The 17,129-nt window shown below is 71.5% G+C and carries 17 protein-coding genes; 10 read left to right on the top strand and 7 right to left on the bottom strand.

Features of this window, described 5'->3' with window-relative positions; translation table 11 throughout:
- Window positions 1-347: 347 nt before the first annotated feature.
- Both ICC28_RS11760 and hutH read left to right on the top strand, forming a co-directional pair.
- The gene (locus tag ICC28_RS11760) at window positions 348-1,493 is read left to right on the top strand and encodes a GGDEF domain-containing protein (RefSeq protein ID WP_188288414.1); all 1,146 of its coding nucleotides are present in this window, start codon (window positions 348-350) and stop codon (window positions 1,491-1,493) included.
- A 75-nt stretch (window positions 1,494-1,568) separates the two neighbouring features.
- Window positions 1,569-3,107 carry a histidine ammonia-lyase gene (gene hutH / locus ICC28_RS11755; protein WP_188288438.1) on the top strand — a complete coding sequence of 513 codons (1,539 nt, stop codon included), beginning with the start codon at window positions 1,569-1,571 and terminating at the stop codon, window positions 3,105-3,107.
- Between the two features lie 52 nt (window positions 3,108-3,159).
- On the opposite strand, the gene ICC28_RS11750 is transcribed toward hutH, so the two are convergent.
- Window positions 3,160-3,939: a hypothetical protein gene (locus tag ICC28_RS11750; RefSeq protein WP_188288413.1), complete on the bottom strand. Its 780-nt coding sequence runs from the start codon at window positions 3,937-3,939 to the stop codon at window positions 3,160-3,162.
- A 42-nt stretch (window positions 3,940-3,981) separates the two neighbouring features.
- The gene (locus tag ICC28_RS11745) at window positions 3,982-4,275 is read right to left on the bottom strand and encodes an LPXTG cell wall anchor domain-containing protein (protein WP_188288412.1); all 294 of its coding nucleotides are present in this window, start codon (window positions 4,273-4,275) and stop codon (window positions 3,982-3,984) included.
- A gap of 120 nt (window positions 4,276-4,395) precedes the next feature.
- Between ICC28_RS11745 and ICC28_RS11740 the strand changes: the two genes are divergently transcribed.
- The gene (locus tag ICC28_RS11740; RefSeq protein WP_188288411.1) at window positions 4,396-4,752 is read left to right on the top strand and encodes a hypothetical protein; all 357 of its coding nucleotides are present in this window, start codon (window positions 4,396-4,398) and stop codon (window positions 4,750-4,752) included.
- Between the two features lie 221 nt (window positions 4,753-4,973).
- The gene (locus ICC28_RS11735) at window positions 4,974-6,224 is read left to right on the top strand and encodes an Ig-like domain-containing protein (protein ID WP_188288410.1); all 1,251 of its coding nucleotides are present in this window, start codon (window positions 4,974-4,976) and stop codon (window positions 6,222-6,224) included.
- Between the two features lie 250 nt (window positions 6,225-6,474).
- Here the strand turns inward: ICC28_RS11735 and ICC28_RS11730 are convergent, their stop codons facing one another.
- Complete coding sequence (locus tag ICC28_RS11730) at window positions 6,475-7,278, bottom strand: enoyl-CoA hydratase/isomerase family protein (protein WP_188288437.1); 804 nt, start codon at window positions 7,276-7,278, stop codon at window positions 6,475-6,477.
- 217 nt (window positions 7,279-7,495) lie between these two features.
- On the opposite strand from ICC28_RS11730, the gene ICC28_RS11725 reads away from it, so the two are divergent.
- A complete protein-coding gene (locus tag ICC28_RS11725; RefSeq protein WP_223188656.1) occupies window positions 7,496-8,146 on the top strand; it encodes a hypothetical protein in 651 nt (216 codons plus the stop codon).
- Window positions 8,147-8,155: 9 nt separating this feature from the next.
- On the opposite strand, the gene ICC28_RS11720 is transcribed toward ICC28_RS11725, so the two are convergent.
- Complete coding sequence (locus tag ICC28_RS11720) at window positions 8,156-9,265, bottom strand: adenylate/guanylate cyclase domain-containing protein (RefSeq protein WP_188288409.1); 1,110 nt, start codon at window positions 9,263-9,265, stop codon at window positions 8,156-8,158.
- A gap of 361 nt (window positions 9,266-9,626) precedes the next feature.
- Window positions 9,627-10,496, bottom strand: coding sequence for a biotin--[acetyl-CoA-carboxylase] ligase (locus ICC28_RS11715; protein WP_188288408.1), 870 nt, complete (start codon window positions 10,494-10,496; stop codon window positions 9,627-9,629).
- Window positions 10,497-10,607: 111 nt separating this feature from the next.
- On the opposite strand from ICC28_RS11715, the gene ICC28_RS11710 reads away from it, so the two are divergent.
- Window positions 10,608-12,200 carry an acyl-CoA carboxylase subunit beta gene (locus ICC28_RS11710; RefSeq protein WP_188288407.1) on the top strand — a complete coding sequence of 531 codons (1,593 nt, stop codon included), beginning with the start codon at window positions 10,608-10,610 and terminating at the stop codon, window positions 12,198-12,200.
- A gap of 19 nt (window positions 12,201-12,219) precedes the next feature.
- Window positions 12,220-12,429, top strand: coding sequence for an acyl-CoA carboxylase epsilon subunit (locus ICC28_RS11705; RefSeq protein WP_188288406.1), 210 nt, complete (start codon window positions 12,220-12,222; stop codon window positions 12,427-12,429).
- Here the strand turns inward: ICC28_RS11705 and ICC28_RS11700 are convergent.
- A complete protein-coding gene (locus ICC28_RS11700) occupies window positions 12,426-13,550 on the bottom strand; it encodes a GDSL-type esterase/lipase family protein (RefSeq protein ID WP_188288405.1) in 1,125 nt (374 codons plus the stop codon). The genes ICC28_RS11705 and ICC28_RS11700 overlap by 4 nt on opposite strands.
- Before the next feature lie 132 nt (window positions 13,551-13,682).
- Here ICC28_RS11700 and mmpB point away from each other — a divergent pair, with 132 nt between their 5' ends.
- Complete coding sequence (mmpB, locus tag ICC28_RS41465) at window positions 13,683-13,811, top strand: morphogenic membrane protein MmpB (RefSeq protein ID WP_411158586.1); 129 nt, start codon at window positions 13,683-13,685, stop codon at window positions 13,809-13,811.
- A gap of 31 nt (window positions 13,812-13,842) precedes the next feature.
- Window positions 13,843-14,460: a Maf family protein gene (locus ICC28_RS11690; protein WP_188288404.1), complete on the top strand. Its 618-nt coding sequence runs from the start codon at window positions 13,843-13,845 to the stop codon at window positions 14,458-14,460.
- Here ICC28_RS11690 and ICC28_RS11685 read toward each other — a convergent pair.
- The gene (locus ICC28_RS11685; protein WP_188288403.1) at window positions 14,432-14,902 is read right to left on the bottom strand and encodes a hypothetical protein; all 471 of its coding nucleotides are present in this window, start codon (window positions 14,900-14,902) and stop codon (window positions 14,432-14,434) included. The two genes, ICC28_RS11690 and ICC28_RS11685, sit on opposite strands and share 29 nt — an antisense overlap.
- 383 nt (window positions 14,903-15,285) lie before the next feature.
- Here ICC28_RS11685 and ICC28_RS11680 point away from each other — a divergent pair, with 383 nt between their 5' ends.
- Window positions 15,286-17,058 carry an acetyl/propionyl/methylcrotonyl-CoA carboxylase subunit alpha gene (locus ICC28_RS11680; protein ID WP_188288402.1) on the top strand — a complete coding sequence of 591 codons (1,773 nt, stop codon included), beginning with the start codon at window positions 15,286-15,288 and terminating at the stop codon, window positions 17,056-17,058.
- The last annotated feature ends 71 nt before the right edge of the window (window positions 17,059-17,129 follow it).

Raw genomic sequence — 17,129 nt, 5'->3', positions numbered from 1 at the left:
GGCCGTCTACGTGTCGTACGACAAGGGCCAGAGCTGGAAGAAGGTCACCGTCACCAACGGCAAGATCAAGGTGAAGAACCCGGCCAAGGGCAAGAGCATCTCGTTCCGGGCCAAGATCACCGACAAGAAGAACAACAAGTCGACGATCTCGATCTACAACGCGTACTACGGCAAGTGAGTCCGTAGGACACAGAAGCACCACCTGAGCAAGGAGCCCGCCGGAAGCTGTCACAGCTTCCGGCGGGCTGTTTCGTGTGCGGCCCGGTGGTCGGCACGAAGGGACACCGGCGACACCTGTTCGGCACATCAATGTCCCTATTTACACCAAACCTCCCTAGCCTGGTGTGATGGGTGAGGACAGGCGTCTCGCGGCGGTGGTGGCGCTGGCGCAGGGCATGGCCGCGGCGCACAGTTCGCGGGAGGCCTGGCGGGCGGCGGCGGCCGGCGCGTGCCGGGCGCTCGGCGGGAGTTTCGCCGCGCTGTCAGTGTGGGAGCGGGAGCTGGGCCGGCTGCGGGTGCTCGTCAATGTCGGCGAGCGGGCTCCGGGCGAGGCGGAGTTCCCGGACGGCGAGGCCTACCCCGTGCACCAGTTCCCCGAGATCACCGAGTTCCTGCACGAGCGCTGGGCCGGCGGCGGCGAGCCCAACGCCTGGGTGGAGACGGCGGAGGGCCCCGCGGCCGGCCGCCGCCCCGGCTACTGCCATCAGCGCGTCGCCGCCCTGCGCCGCCGCGGCCGGGGCTGCTGCGTCGTCGCGCCGATCGTGCTGCACGGCAGGGCGTGGGGCGAGCTGTATGTGGCCCGGCCGGTGGGCGCCCCCGTCTTCGACCGGGCCGACGCCGACTTCGCCACCGTACTGGCGGCCGTCGTCGCCGCCGGGATCGCGCAGGCGGAGCGGCTGGAGGAGGCCCGGCGGCTGGCGTTCACCGACGCCCTCACCGGCCTGGCCAACCGCCGCGCCGTCGACGTACGCCTGGAGGAGGCCATCGAGCGGCACCGCAGGGAGGGCGTCGTGGTCAGCCTCGTCGTCTGCGATCTGAACGGGCTCAAGCGCGTCAACGACACCCGCGGGCACGCCGTCGGCGACCGCCTCCTCGAACGCTTCGGCTCCGTCCTCTCCCTCTGCGGTGCCATGCTGCCCGGCGCGCTCGCCGCCCGGCTCGGCGGTGACGAGTTCTGTCTGCTCGCCGTCGGCCCGCCCGCCGACGAGGTGGTCCGCGCGGCCGACGAACTCTGTCGCCGGGCGGCGGAGCTGGAGCTGGGCGAGGGGGTGGCCTGCGGGGTGGCGTCCACCGAGGACCCCATCGGGCCCGTGCGCTCGGCCCGTCGGCTGTTCCGGCTCGCCGACGCGGCCCAGTACCGTGCCAAGGCCGTACGGGCCACGAAACCCGTGGTCGCCGGGCGGGAGGGGCCGGACGACCCCGTCGTCCGGCTGGCCGACGCGCCCTCGAAGGAGAGGGGGGCGGAGCGGCGGCGCTTCCGGGGGCACAGATGACGTGTCGGTAAGGGTCTCAGGTGCGCTCCGCTAGTGACATCCTGGAATTCACTGCGTACGCTCCTGAATATGGATATGCACACTGTGGTGGTGGGGACGTCCGGGGTCACCGCGTCCGACGTTCTCGCCGTGGCGCGCGGCGGCGCCCGGGTCGAGCTCTCCGGGGAGGCGGTCGCGGCCCTCGCCGCGGCCCGCGAGATCGTGGACGCGCTGGCGGCCAAGCCCGAACCCGTCTACGGCGTCTCCACCGGCTTCGGCGCGCTCGCGACCCGGCACATCGGCCAGGAGCTGCGCGCTCAGCTCCAGCGCAACATCGTCCGCTCGCACGCCGCCGGCATGGGTCCGCGGGTGGAGCGGGAAGTCGTCCGCGCGCTGATGTTCCTGCGGCTCAAGACCGTCTGCTCCGGGCACACCGGCGTCCGCCCCGAGGTCGCGCAGACCATGGCCGACGTCCTGAACGCCGGCATCACCCCCGTCGTCCACGAGTACGGCTCCCTCGGCTGCTCCGGCGACCTCGCCCCGCTCTCCCACTGCGCCCTCGCGCTCATGGGCGAGGGGGACGCCGAGGGCCCGGACGGCGTCGTACGGCCCGCCGGTGAGCTGCTCGCCGAGCACGGGATCACCCCCGTAGAACTGCGCGAGAAGGAGGGTCTTGCCCTCCTCAACGGCACCGACGGCATGCTCGGCATGCTGGTGATGGCCCTCGCCGACCTCGACACCCTCTACAAGTCCGCCGACATCACGGCCGCCCTCTCCCTCGAAGCGCTCCTCGGCACGGACAAGGTGCTCGCCCCCGAGCTGCACGCCATCCGGCCGCACCCGGGCCAGGGCGCTTCCGCCGCCAACATGCTGGCGGTGCTGAAGGGTTCGGGCCTGACCGGGCACCACCAGGACGACGCCCCGCGCGTCCAGGACGCCTACTCCGTGCGGTGCGCTCCGCAGGTCGCGGGCGCCGGACGCGACACGATGGCGCACGCGCGCACGGTCGCCGAGCGCGAGCTGGCCTCCGCCGTGGACAACCCCGTCGTCCTGCCCGACGGCCGCGTGGAGTCCAACGGCAACTTCCACGGCGCGCCCGTCGCCTACGTCCTGGACTTCCTCGCCATCGCCGCCGCCGACCTCGCCTCCATCACCGAGCGGCGCACCGACCGGCTGCTCGACAAGAACCGCAGCCACGGCCTGCCGCCGTTCCTGGCCGACGACGCCGGTGTCGACTCCGGGCTGATGATCGCCCAGTACACGCAGGCGGCGCTGGTGAGCGAGCTGAAGCGGCTGGCCGTACCGGCGTCCGCGGACTCGATCCCGTCCTCCGCGATGCAGGAGGACCATGTGTCGATGGGGTGGTCGGCGGCCCGGAAGCTGCGCACCGCCGTGGACAACCTGACGCGCGTCATCGCCGTGGAGCTGTACGCGGCCACGCGCGCGATCGAGCTGCGCGAGGGCCTGACTCCGGCACCGGCCTCGCAGGCCGTGATCGACGGGGTGCGGGCGGCCGGTGTGCGAGGGCCCGGCCCGGACCGGTTCCTGGCGCCCGACCTGGCGGCTGCGGACGCGTTCGTGCGTGACGGGCGGCTGGTCGCGGCCGTGGAGTCCGTCACCGGTCCGCTCCGCTAGCGGACAGCACGAAGCCCCGCCGTACGGAGGTGACGGCGGGGCTTCGGACGACTTACTTGATCTTGCCCACCTGGGCCGTGACGACCTCCGCCGGGATCTCGGACGCCTTGTCGGAGTCGAGCGCCGCGAGGTTCAACGAGTAGAACGAGGCGACGGTGTTGCCCTTGCGCACCACCTCGGTGGTGAAGAGGGCCGTGCCGTCGCCGTCCATGTCGACGCTCTGGACGAACGCCACGGACTCGTCACCCTGTCCGGAGCCCTTCGCCGGGGCGACCTTGACGACCTTCGTGGTCTCGCCCTCGCCGGTGAAGTCGTACCCGCCGGAGCAGGCCGAGACGCCGTCGGAAACGGCCTTCATGGCCTTCTCGGCGCCGTCACCCTCGTAGGAGGACAGGCCCACGAAGGTCACGTTGACGTTGAGGGCGTCCGCGAAGTCCTCCGGGATTTCACCGCCGGCCGACGTCGGGACCTGCGAGACGGTGTTGGACACGTGCGCGTCCGTCTCCCCCGGCGGGAGAGCGGCCGTGGCCCAGACCAGCGGTTCGCACTCGGCCTTGCTCGACTTCACTCCGGTCTTGGACTTGGGGAGGGTGTCGTCCCCGTCGTCGACCTTGTACTGCTTGGCGTCCAGGTCCCCCTGCGCGAGCAGCAGCTTCTCCAGCTCGGCCGTGCTGAGCGCCTTGGCGGCCTGCGTCGGCGAGGAGGAGGACTCAGGCGCCTTGGAGCCGTCGGAGCCCTTCGAGTCGTCGCTCGAACAACCGGTGATGAGGGCGAGCGACAGGGCGCTCACGCCGATCGCGGCGCCTATGCGCGCCCCCGATGATCTCTTCATGAGCGGACTATGAGCGTTTTGTTAAAGAAGAGTCAAGTTTAATCAGAAACCGTGACGTTCCCGGCGAACCGAGTACGCGACGAACCCGGCGCCCAGCGCGAGGAACGCGGTCCCTCCGACGACGTACGGCGTGGTGTCGAAGCTTCCGGTGTCGGCGAGTTCGACGTCGGACGTCTGCGGGGTGGTGGCCCGCGCCTGCTGGGTGGCCTGCGTGGCCGCGGTCGCCGAAGAAGGGGTCTGATCGGCGGTCGCGTTGGCGGACGGGACGAACCACAGGGCGCCCAGCAGGGTCCCCGCGGCGGTGGCGGTCAGCAACGGACGGCGAGCGGATGACACGGAATATCGATCCCCTTGTGGCGCTGGCGAATTGGCCGTGTGGAGCGATGCTAATGAAAGGCGCGGGTCGCGGGAAAGTCGCGGGAGCCTCCAGCCTGCCTCGGGCCGTACGCTCCGACCATGAGCACTGCAGAGACATCACGTTTTGTACGCCTTCGCGTGGAACTCGTCCTTGAGGTGGACGACGAGGACGCCGTGACGAAGGCGGCGCTGCGCCGGATCGCCGACGACGGCGATATGCCGGCCGACGAGCGGGTACACGCCGAGAGCGCTGTGACGGAGGACACCGCGGAGGCCCTCGCGTACCTCGTGGACCCGTTCGACCTGGTCAGTGAAGTGCCGGGGGTCGAGCTCACTCAGGCGTCCTGGTCCAGCGAGCGGATCGACTACGACCCCGAGTCGGCGGAGTGGGACCTGGACGAGGATGATGTCGACGAGGACGACGAAGAGGACGGCGAAGCAGGAGCGGCCGGTTAGCCGCGCTCGGGAAAAATCGTGGCCCCGGGCGGCAACCGCCGCCCGGGGTTTCGTCGTCTCAGGGAGCGCACTGACCGACACCCACACCAGCCGCTCCGGCGGACGTGGTGTGCCCCACACCTGCGAGGGATGTGGAACGGGACGAACCGGTCGTAGCGTTGAAGGTTCTTGACGGGGACTCTCGGGGTTTTGGGGATTCGGCAACGATGGAGAAGCGTGTGATGACGAACAGTAGGCGGCGCAAGGGCCTCGCGGCCGCGTCCGCACTGCTCGGCGGTGTGCTGGTGCTCTCGGCCTGTTCCGGCGGCGACGACAAGGCCTCCGGTGACGGCGGCAACGACACCTCGCAGGCCAAGGTCGACGAGGCGGCCGCCGAGAAGACCTCCGAGGCCCAGATCAAGATCATGCCGAAGGACGGCTCCGACAACGCCTCCATCAACAACTCCGCCACCGTCACCGTGAGCAAGGGCACGCTCACCGAGGTGACGATGACGACCGCCGACGGTGCCGCCGTCGAAGGCGCGATATCCGCGGACAAGAAGAGCTGGAAGCCGAACGCCGCGCTGCAGCGGTCCACCACCTACAAGATCGCGGTCACCGCGGAGGACGCCAAGGGCCTGAAGGCCCACGAGAACGCCTCCTTCAGCACGGTCTCCCCCGACAACAGCTTCCTCGGCTACTTCACGCCGGAGGACGGCTCCACCGTCGGCGTGGGCATGCCGGTCTCGCTCAACTTCGACAAGGCGATCACCAACAAGGCGGACGTCCAGAAGGGCGTCACCGTCACCTCCACCAGCGGCCAGGAAGTCGCCTGCCACTGGTTCAACGACACCCGCATGGACTGCCGGCCCGACGAGTACTGGAAGGAAGGCTCGACCGTCACGCTGAAGCTCGCGCTCGACGGCGTCGAGGGCGCCGAGGGCGTCTACGGCGTCCAGCAGAAGACGGTGACCTTCACCATCGGCCGCAACCAGGTCTCCTACGTCGACGCGAACACCAAGCAGATGAAGGTGACGCAGGACGGCAAGACCATCAAGACGATCCCGATCTCCGCCGGTGCGCCCGAGACGAAGACGTACGAGGGTCAGATGGTGATCTCCGAGAAGTTCAAGGAGACCCGGATGAACGGCGCGACGGTCGGCTTCACCGACGACGACGGCAAGGGCGAGTACGACATCAAGGACGTGCCCCACGCCATGCGCCTGAGCACCTCCGGCACCTTCATCCACGGCAACTACTGGGGCGCGAAGTCCATCTTCGGCAGCGTCAACACCAGCCACGGCTGCGTGGGCCTGTCGGACACCAAGGGCGCCAACGACAAGGGCACCGCGGGCTACTGGTTCTACAACAACTCCATCGTCGGTGACGTCGTCGTCGTCCAGAACACCGGCGACAAGACCATCGCCCCCGACAACGGCCTCAACGGCTGGAACATGAGCTGGGCGGACTGGAAGGCGGGCTCGGCGGTCTGACGCCACCCGAGCACGGAACGAGGGCGGTCACCCGATGGGGTGGCCGCCCTCGACTTTGGCTTCGCATAAGGGAGTTGCCGGTCGTGTGTCTGGTTCCCCGGTTGCTCCTGTTGAGCCGAAGCCCCTGTCACGGTGCCCGCCGTGGCGGGGGCTTCTCCAAGGAAGTACGCAGCCCGCGGCTCGCCGCAAGCCCGACCCGGCCACTGGATCTCAGTTCGACTTCGGCGCCGGGGCTCATGGCCGACGGTGACTACTCCCCCGGCCACTCCGGCTTGCGCTTCTCGTTGAACGCCGCGACGCCCTCCGCCCGGTCCCCCGAGAACGCCACCGAGCGCCAGGCCGCGTCCTCGACCTCGAGCCCCGCGCGCAGATCCATCCCGAACCCCAGCCGCAGCGCCCGCTTCGCCGCCCGCAGCCCCACGGGCGAGTTGCCCGCGATCCGCCCGGCCAGCGCCAGCGCCTCCGCGCGGTCGTGCCCGGCGTCCACCAGCTGGTCGACGAGCCCCAACTCCCGTGCCTCGGCCGCCTCGACCCGCCGCGCGGTGAAGATCAGCTCCGCGGCCCGGGCCGCCCCGACCCGCCGCGGCAGCAACTGCGTACCGCCGCCGCCGGGAATCACGCCCACCGACACCTCCGGCAGCCCGACCACGGCCGTCCGGTCGGCCACGATCAGATCGCAGGACAGCGCCAGCTCGAACCCGCCCCCCAGCGCGAACCCGTGCACCGCCGCGATCGTCGGCACCGGCAGCTCCAGCACCCCGGTGTACGCCGCCCGCGCCACCGGCCGCTGCCGTACCAGATCCGCGTCGCTGAAGGAGTTCCGCTCCTTGAGGTCCGCCCCGACGCAGAACGCCCGTTCGTGCGTCGAGGTCAGCACCACCACCCGTACGCCGCTGTCCGCGCCCAGCGCCGCGCAGGCCGCGCCGACGGAGCGGGCCATCTCCGTGGAGACGGCGTTCATGGCCTTGGGCCGGTCCAGAGCGAGCTCGGCGACGTGCCCGCCGTCCCCGTGCCGCCGTACCAGCACGAACTCCCCGTACCGCTGCTCGCTCATGACACCGCTCACGACACCCTCCCGGTTAACGCGGGTTAACAACACTCGTCCAGATCATCGCAGCCCGGCCCCGCGCAGGGAAGCGGGAACCCCGCAGGTCGCCGCCCGGGCCCTCGACCCCGGCCCCGACACCCGTTCGAGTGACATCCCGCCCAACTCCCCCGCCACCGCCCACGGCAGCGCATACCGTGCGCGAGCGCAACGGGGAGGGAACGTGATGACGACGACGGACACGACAACGACACCGGAGGCGCGGCCGCAGGACACCGCGGCGCTCCGCCTCTTCGGCCCCCGCGGCCGGCACCGCCGTCCCCGCCCCCGCAAGGTCCTGCTCGCCGCCGGGGGCCTCGCCCTGGCCGCCGGCGCCCTGAGCCTCGTACGACTGGCGTCCGAGTCGGCTCCCGGCGGGCTCGGCGCGCCGGACGCCGAACCGTGGCGGGCTCCCGGGACGGAGCCGGAATCCGGCACGGACCGCGCCACGAACGCCGCCGTCACGGTCAGCGCGGTGCCGCGGGTCAGTCCGTCCGCGACCTCCGCCATGGGCGGGCCCGGCGCCACGCCGACCGGCGCCGCGAGCCTGCCGGCGGCCCCGGGCACCACCGCGCCGCCGTCCGCGGCCGACGCGTCTGCCGACACCACGACGATCCCCGAGGCACCCGCCGCCACCACGCCCGCGCCCCGGCCCGCCGCCCCGACGAGCGCGCACCCGCAGCCTCCGGCCGGGCCCGCGGACTCCCCCGCCCCGGCCCCGCAGCCGACGCCGTCCACCGCTCAGCCCACGCAGCCCGCCCCGGCCGACCCGCCCGTCGTGTGCATCCCCGTCATCGGCCTGTGCGTGGACCCGCTGAAGCTGCACACGGAGAACTGACGAAGGCCGCTACGACGGGTCCCCGTCACGCCGCGTCAGCAGCCACGGTTCGACCACGCCGAGGCCGCGTACCGGGCGCTGCCACATCGGCTGCAGCGCGAAGCGGTACGTCGGCGGCTCCTCGCCCTCCTTCTCCGCGGCCGCGGCGGCCTCGGCCGCCTCCGCCTCGGAGGCCGGGGCCTCGCGGGTGCGGATCAGCTCCTCGGCGAAGGCGCTGTCGACGAGGACGGCGTCGCGCGGAGCTATCGAGGTCAGCCGGGAGGCCAGGTTCACGGTCGTTCCGAAGACGTCGCCCATACGGGTGGTCACCGTGCCGAACGCGATGCCGACGCGCAGCTCGGGCATCGTCTCGTCGTTCGCCATGGTCTCGATGAGACGCAGGGCGATCTCCGCGGCGACCGCGGCGTCGTCCGCCGCGTACAGGACCTCGTCGCCGAGGGTCTTGATGAGCCGTCCGCCGCGGGCGGCCACCAGGTCGGCGGCGGTGGTCTCGAAGGCCTCGACGAGCTCGCCGAGTTCCTCCTCCTCCATACGGCGGGTCAGCCGCGTGAACCCGACGAGGTCGGCGAACCCGACCGCGAGGCGCCGGTCCACCATCTCCTCGTCGTCGGCGGCCTGTACGACCCTGCCGGTCGCGGCGGCGAGCTGCCGGCGCCAGACGTAGACGAGGAACTCCTCCAGCTCGGGCAGGAGCAGCTCGACGAGGGGGTACGTGACCTCGGTGCGGGTCATGCCGGGTTCCGGCGGCTCGGTCAGCCCCTCCAGGAAGGAGTCGATCTGCCATTCGGCCAGCCGGGCGGTGGTCTGCCCGGTGGACCGCGCCACCTGCACCGCCATCGCCTCGCTCAGCAGCCCCGCCTCGACGAGGCCGGCGAGCCGCCGCAGGGCCAGTACGTCGGCCTCGGTCAGCGCCTTGGCCTGCCCGATGTCGGCGAAGCCCATGGCCCGCCAGAAGCGGGAGGCCAGTTCCATGGAGACACCGGCGCTGCGGGCCGCCTGAAAGGGGGTGTAGCGCCGCTCCGCGCCGAGGATCAGCTGTTCGAGACGCAGGGCGAGCGGATCCTCGCCGGGGTCGGCGGCGTAGGGGTCCGTGCCGGAGCCCGTGTCGTCGACGGTCACGCCTGCTGCCCTTCCGATCTGCCACGGTCAGGTATCGACCGGCCTCAACTCTACGGCAGGTGTGCGCCAGCTCACTCCGTTAGGTTTGGCCGGGGGTTTCGTGATCGCCGGTTGTCCCGCACCGGCGTAAGCGCCCCGCCGTGGGGGCTCCGCCCCCAGCCCCCCGTCATGCCGCCGTGGCACTCCGCGGGCCGGCGGGGGTTGCTCGCGCAGTTCCCCGCGCCCCTGACGGGGCACTGCCCCACGCCCGACGTCCAGCCTGCGGGCATGCGTGCCGCCCGGGGCGGCACGGGTGGGCGCAGGCGGCGCCCCGGTGGCGCCGGGCTGCGCGTCTCACTCCGACGTCAGCTCCCACACGCGGTCACGCCGGACGCAGGTGGACGATGTCGCCCGCCCCCACCGGCTCCTGGACGCCCTCCTCCGTGGCGATCACCAGCCGCCCGTCCCCGTCCACGGCGACCGCCTCGCCCTCGATGGACCGGTCGCCCGGAAGCTCGGCGCGCACGGCTCGCCCGAGCGTCGCGCAGCCCGCCGCGTAGGTCTCCTGGAGGCCGCTCGCGGCGGGGTCACCCCCGGCCCGCTCCCACCGCCCGTACCACGACTCCAGCGCCCGCAGCACGGCCCGCAGCAGCGGATCGCGGTCGGTGGTCACGGCCCCGGCCAGCGCCAGCGACCCCGCCGCGGGCACGGGCAGCTCATCCTCCCGGAGGGTGACGTTGATGCCGACGCCGACGACGATCGCGTCGTCCCCGGCCCGCTCGGCGAGGATCCCGCCGGCCTTGCGCTCCTCGCCGCCGACGGTGACGAGCAGATCGTTCGGCCACTTCAGCGCCGTGTCGACGCCCGCCGCCCGCGACAGCCCCGTGGCCACGGCGACCCCGGTGAGCAGCGGCAGCCAGCCCCAGCGGGACACCGGCACGCCCTTCGGCTTGAGCAGGACGGAGAAGAACAGGCCGGAGCGCGGCGGCGCGGTCCACTGCCGGTCCAGGCGGCCCCGCCCGGACGTCTGCTCCTCCGCGACGAGGACCGCGCCCTCCTCGGCGGTGCCGTTGACGGCGCGGGCGACCAGGTCGGAGTTGGTGGAGCCGGTGCGCTGCACCACGTCCACGTCGCACCACAGGCCCCCGTGTCCGCCGTCCCGCACCAGCGCCCGACGCAGCGCCGGCGCGTTGAGGGGCGGACGATCGAGGTCGGACCAGCGGCTGTCGTCTGAGGCATCTCGCGGCGTCATGCAAGCCACCCTAGGTGTGTGAAACGCCGCACTGCTGATTGATAGACCCCCCATTACTCTACGGATGAGTAACCGTCCCCCCTTTTGAGCAGGCAGGGAGCCGCGAGACCGATGTCCGAGCCGGAAGAGATCGACATCCACACCACCGCGGGCAAGCTCGCGGATCTCCAGCGCCGTATTGACGAGGCGACGCACGCCGGCTCCGAACGCGCCGTCGAGAAGCAGCACGCCAAGGGCAAGTTGACGGCCCGTGAGCGCATCGACCTGCTGCTCGACGAGGGTTCCTTCGTGGAGTTGGACGAGTTCGCGCGGCACCGCTCCACCAACTTCGGGCTGGAGAAGAACCGGCCGTACGGCGACGGCGTCGTCACCGGGTACGGCACCGTCGACGGCCGCCCGGTGGCGGTGTTCTCGCAGGACTTCACGGTCTTCGGCGGCGCCCTGGGCGAGGTCTACGGGCAGAAGATCGTAAAGGTGATGGACTTCGCGCTGAAGACCGGCTGCCCGGTCATCGGCATCAACGACTCCGGCGGCGCCCGCATCCAGGAGGGCGTCGCCTCGCTCGGCGCGTACGGCGAGATCTTCCGCCGCAACACCCACGCGAGCGGTGTGATTCCGCAGATCAGCCTGGTCGTGGGTCCGTGCGCGGGCGGCGCGGTGTACTCGCCGGCCATCACCGACTTCACCGTGATGGTCGACCAGACCTCGCACATGTTCATCACCGGCCCGGACGTGATCAAGACGGTCACCGGCGAGGACGTCGGCTTCGAGGAGCTGGGCGGGGCCCGTACCCACAACTCGGCCTCGGGCGTGGCCCATCACATGGCCGGGGACGAGAAGGACGCCATCGAGTACGTCAAGCAGTTGCTGTCGTACCTGCCGTCCAACAACCTCTCCGAGGCCCCGGCGTTCCCGGAGGAGGCGGACCTCGAACTCAGCGACGAGGACCGCGAGCTGGACACCATCGTGCCGGACAGCGCGAACCAGCCGTACGACATGCGCACGGTGATCGAACACGTCCTGGACGACGCGGAGTTCTTCGAGACGCAGCCGCTGTTCGCGCCGAACATCCTCACCGGCTTCGGGCGGGTGGAGGGCCGGCCGGTCGGCATCGTCGCCAACCAGCCGATGCAGTTCGCGGGCTGCCTCGACATCGACGCGAGCGAGAAGGCCGCGCGGTTCGTGCGGACCTGCGACGCCTTCAACGTCCCCGTCCTCACCTTCGTGGACGTGCCCGGCTTCCTGCCCGGCGTCGACCAGGAGCACACGGGCATCATCCGCCGCGGCGCCAAGCTGATCTACGCCTACGCCGAGGCGACGGTCCCGCTGATCACCGTCATCACCCGCAAGGCCTTCGGCGGCGCCTACGACGTCATGGGCTCCAAGCACCTGGGCGCCGACCTGAACCTGGCCTGGCCGACCGCCCAGATCGCCGTGATGGGCGCCCAGGGCGCGGTGAACATCCTGCACCGGCGCACGATCGCCGAGGCCGAGGACTCAGGAGAAGGGGAGGCGACGCGCGCGCGGCTGATCCAGGAGTACGAGGACACGCTCCTCAACCCCTACGTCGCGGCCGAGCGCGGCTACGTCGACGCGGTGATCATGCCGTCGGAGACCCGTCGGCACCTCGTGCGCGGGCTGCGTCAGCTGCGCACCAAGCGGGAGTCCCTGCCCCCCAAGAAGCACGGCAACATCCCCCTTTAAAGGATCCGAAGGAGCCGCTGTGACGATCAAGGTCTTGCGGGGCAACCCGACACCGGAGGAGCTGGCCGCCGCCCTGGCGGTGGTCCGCGCCCGCGCCGCGGCGGCCGCGGTCGAGCCGTCCGGCGCGGACGCCCCGAGGGACGCGTGGTCCGACCCGTCCCGCATCGCGGCCCACCGCCTGCCCCAGCCTGGCCCGGTGTCCTGGGCCCGCACCTACTGGCCGGGCTAGAGAACCGTTGAGACGGCTTCGGCCATCACCGCGTACCCGGCGTCGTTCGGGTGCAGGTGGTCGCCGAAGTCGTACGCGGGATGCAGCCGGTCCGGGTTGTCCGGGTCGGCCAGCGCGCGGTGGAGGTCGACGACCGTGTCGTACTCCCCCGAGCCGCGGATCCATGCGTTGAGCGCGTGGCTCGTCCTGGCCGCGCGCTCGCCCCAGTGGTCCGAGCCGCCGAGCGGCAGCAGCGTCGCGCCGATCACCCGCAGGTGCCGGGCCCGCCGTAGCAACGCGCGGTGTCCGGCGATCAGTTCGGCGGCCTCCAGGACGGGTGCCGGTTTGTAGGTGGGCTGGTCGTCCGTCTCGCTGAAGCCGATGTCGTTGAGGCCGAGCAGCACGACGGCCGTGTCCACCCCGGAGTGGTCCAGCACGTCCCGGCCGAACCGGTGGACGCCCTTCTCGCCGTACCAGGCGGAGTCGTTGAGCAGCAGGTTGCCGCCGATGCCCGCGTTGAGCACGGGCCGTCCGGTGCGGGCCGCGAGGGTGTCCGACCAGCGCCGGTCGGTGCCGGGGGTCGAGCCGAAGCCGTCGGTGATCGAGTCGCCGAACAGGGCGACGCCGTCGGCGCGTCCGGCGTCCGTGTCGACCGCGGAGAGGAAGTACCAGGACTCGGTGGTCGCGGTGAAGCCGGTGCCGTCGGCGTCCGTGAGCAGGTCGCCCTCGCCCCGGTATGCGGTCGTGAAGGCCTGCGCGTGGAAGGTGGCCGGGCCGGTAGCGGCGTCGAAGTGCAGGGTGACCGTCACCGACTCCCCTGCCGCTACGGCGAGTTCGGCGGGGTCGCTGACGAGCTGCCCGCGCGCCGGGATCTCCGCCGAGGCCGCCCCGCCGAAGGTCAGCCGCGTCAGCGACCCGGGCGCTACGGCGGCCCCGGCGGCGGCGCGTCCCAGGCTCGCGCCCGCGATCCGCACGGCCGAGGTGCCGTAGGCGTGGGAGAGCCGTATCCGCACCCGCCCGCCGCCCGCGCTGAGCCGGACGACCTGGCGCAGTGACTGGCGCCAGAAGCCCTCGCGGGACCAGTTGGGGGTGAAGCCTTCGCTGGGGAGCTGGGGGGAGGCGGTCCAGGCGGTGGTGAACACGACGAGCACACCCTTCCTAAAGGGGACTGGAGTTCCATTAGCTTAATGGAACAGGTGGCCCATTTGGAAATGCCGGTGAAGTTGAGTACCCGTACTCAGGCGCGGGGCGGTTCCGCCGCCGACCATCGAGACATGCTGTGGTCCGACCCCGAGAACGAACCCCCGAAGGACATGCGCGAGATGCAGGGCATGCTGCGGCGGTTGGGCGTTCTCATGGCGCTGGCCATGGTGCTGGCGATGCTGGTGACCGGCCTGAGATGAGGCACGGCGAAGCCGCCGATACGCTGACGGCATGACTGATCAGCCGCGCCGCCGACTCGTCCTCGCCTCCCAGTCCCCCGCCCGGCTCGGGCTGCTGCGGCAGGCCGGACTCGCCCCCGAGGTGATCGTGAGCGGGGTCGACGAGGACGCCGTCAGCGCACCCACACCCGCCGAGCTCGCGCTCGCCCTGGCCCAGGCGAAGGCCTCCGTCGTGGCCGCGAAGCCCGAGGTCAAGGGCGCGCTGGTGATCGGCTGCGACTCGGTCCTGGACCTGGACGGGCAGCCGCTCGGCAAGCCCGCCGACGCCGAGGAGGCCACCGCCCGCTGGAAGGCCATGCGCGGCCGGGCGGGCACGCTCCAGACCGGCCACTGCGTCTGGGACACGGCCACCGGACGGCACGCCGCCGCCACCGCCTCCACCGTCGTCCGCTTCGGCGAGCCCAGCGACGAGGAGATCGCGGCGTACGTCGCCTCCGGCGAACCCCTCTACGTCGCCGGTGCGTTCACCCTCGACGGCCGCTCGGCGCCGTTCATCGACGGCATCGACGGCGACCACGGCAACGTGATCGGCATCAGCCTGCCGCTGGTTCGCCGACTGCTGGCCGAACTGGGCGTCGGCATCACGGAGTTGTGGGCGCCGGCCCGCTGACCGGCTCCCCCGGGACGTCCGGGACGGCGTCGGCGGGCTCGGCGGGCTCCTCGGGGCTGTCGTAGGTCATCAGCAGCAGCACGATCAGCCCCAGCACCACCACCATGAACAGGAACTCCGCCCAGCCCAGCAGCCCCCAGGCGAACGCGCCGAGCATCCCGTGCACCACGGCCGCGCTGATCAGCAGGATCCGGCCGAAGCCCGCCGGCGGCCGGTCCCGCAGCGCGACCAGCAGGGCCACCAGGCCGCACAGGGCGAAGTACAGGCCGAAGACGACCCCGCCGAGCTTCGAGGACAGCGACATCACGTCCGGGTCCAGGCCCGCCAGCGACATGTCCTGGCGGTCGACGACCACGCCGAGGAACCAGTTGACGGCCGCGATGCCGAGCGCCTCCACGAAGAGGACGATCGCCACCACCCATGCCACCGGTCTGCGCACCACCGGCCCCCACCCACTTCCGAGCGTTCGAGCGCTGTCCGAGCAGGACTGCGGTTACTCCAAGTACGTTCGAGACATCGCGAACGCTACTAACGGGTAAACCTCGGGACAAGGGTTCCGGGAGGGGCAAAGAATCATTGGGCCATTCGTAGGGACTCCACAAAGAAACCGAGTGGGCCGCAGCACGCTCTCACAGAGACCTTGACCACATCAGGGGACTAGGGTTTCTCCGAGGAGTCCTGCGTACGGCGGTGCGACAAGGGATTTCGCGGGTCGAGCGAGCCTCGAATCACGCTCCGTGTGGGCAAGCTCACCATTGGGGACGGGTCGAAGTGCCGTGTCGGCAGTCCCTAAACTCGGCTTGTTTCAAGGAGGGAGCCTCAATCGTGCGCAAGGTGCTCATCGCCAACCGTGGCGAAATCGCTGTCCGCGTGGCCCGGGCGTGCCGGGACGCCGGTATCGCGAGCGTGGCCGTATACGCCGACCCGGATCGGGACGCTCTGCATGTCCGCGCCGCGGATGAGGCGTTCGCCCTGGGCGGTGACACTCCGGCCACCAGCTATCTGGACATCGACAAGGTGCTCAACGCAGCACGCGAGTCGGGGGCCGACGCGATCCATCCCGGCTACGGATTCCTCTCCGAGAACGCCGACTTCGCGCAGGCGGTCCTGGACGCCGGTCTGATCTGGATCGGCCCGCCCCCGCAGGCCATCCGCGACCTCGGCGACAAGGTCGCCGCCCGGCACATCGCCCAGCGTGCCGGCGCCCCGCTGGTCGCCGGCACGCCGGACCCGGTCTCCGGCGCGGAGGAGGTCGTCGCCTTCGCCGAGCAGCACGGCCTGCCGATCGCGATCAAGGCCGCCTTCGGCGGCGGCGGCCGCGGCCTGAAGGTCGCCCGCACCCTCGAAGAGGTGCCGGAGCTCTACGAGTCGGCCGTCCGCGAGGCCGTCGCCGCCTTCGGCCGCGGCGAGTGCTTCGTCGAGCGCTACCTCGACAAGCCGCGGCACGTGGAGACGCAGTGCCTGGCCGACCGCCACGGCAACGTCGTCGTGGTGTCCACCCGTGACTGCTCGCTCCAGCGCCGCCACCAGAAGCTGGTCGAGGAGGCCCCGGCGCCGTTCCTCTCCGAGGCGCAGATCGCCGAGCTGTACTCGTCCTCCAAGGCCATCCTCAAGGAGGCCGGCTACGTCGGCGCAGGCACCGTGGAGTTCCTCGTCGGCCTGGACGGCACGATCTCCTTCCTGGAGGTCAACACCCGTCTGCAGGTGGAGCACCCGGTGACCGAGGAGGTCTCCGGCATCGACCTGGTGCGCGAGATGTTCCGCATCGCCGACGGCGAGGAACTCGGCTACGACGACCCGCCGCTGCGCGGCCACTCCTTCGAGTTCCGCATCAACGGCGAGGACCCGGGCCGCAACTTCCTGCCGGCGCCCGGCACGGTCACCACGTTCGCCCCGCCCAGCGGCCCGGGTGTCCGCCTGGACGCCGGTGTCGAGTCCGGCTCGGTCATCGGCCCGGCCTGGGACTCCCTGCTGGCCAAGCTGATCGTCACCGGCGCCACCCGTGAGCAGGCGCTGCAGCGGGCCGCCCGTGCGCTGGCCGAGTTCCAGGTCGAGGGCATGGCCACGGCCATCCCGTTCCACCGCGCGGTGGTCAAGGACCCGGCGTTCGCCCCCGAACTCACCGGCTCCAGCGACCCGTTCACGGTCCACACCCGCTGGATCGAGACCGAGTTCGTCAACGAGATCAAGCCGTTCGCGGCCCCGGCCGACACGGACACCGAGGACGAGACCGGCCGCGAGACGGTCGTCGTCGAGGTCGGCGGCAAGCGCCTTGAGGTCTCCCTGCCGTCCTCGCTCGGCATGTCGCTGGCCCGCACCGGTCTCGCGGCGGGCGCCAAGCCCAAGCGCCGCGCGGCCAAGAAGTCCGGCCCCGTCGCCTCCGGCGACACCCTCGCCTCCCCGATGCAGGGCACGATCGTCAAGATCGCGGTCGAGGAGGGCCAGGAGGTCAAGGAGGGCGACCTGATCGTCGTCCTCGAGGCGATGAAGATGGAACAGCCCCTCAACGCCCACAAGTCCGGCACCATCAAGGGCCTGTCCGCGGAGGTCGGCGCGTCCCTCACCTCGGGCGCCCCGATCTGCGAGATCAAGGACTGAGCCCCCTACGGCACCCGAGGCGCCCGGCGGACCTGAGCAGTGGGTCCGCCGGGCGCCTCGTTTTCCCGTCC

The organism is Streptomyces sp. TRM68416 (assembly GCF_014596915.1).
Lineage (GTDB): Bacteria > Actinomycetota > Actinomycetes > Streptomycetales > Streptomycetaceae > Streptomyces.
This window is presented reverse-complemented; position numbering and strand designations above follow the sequence as displayed.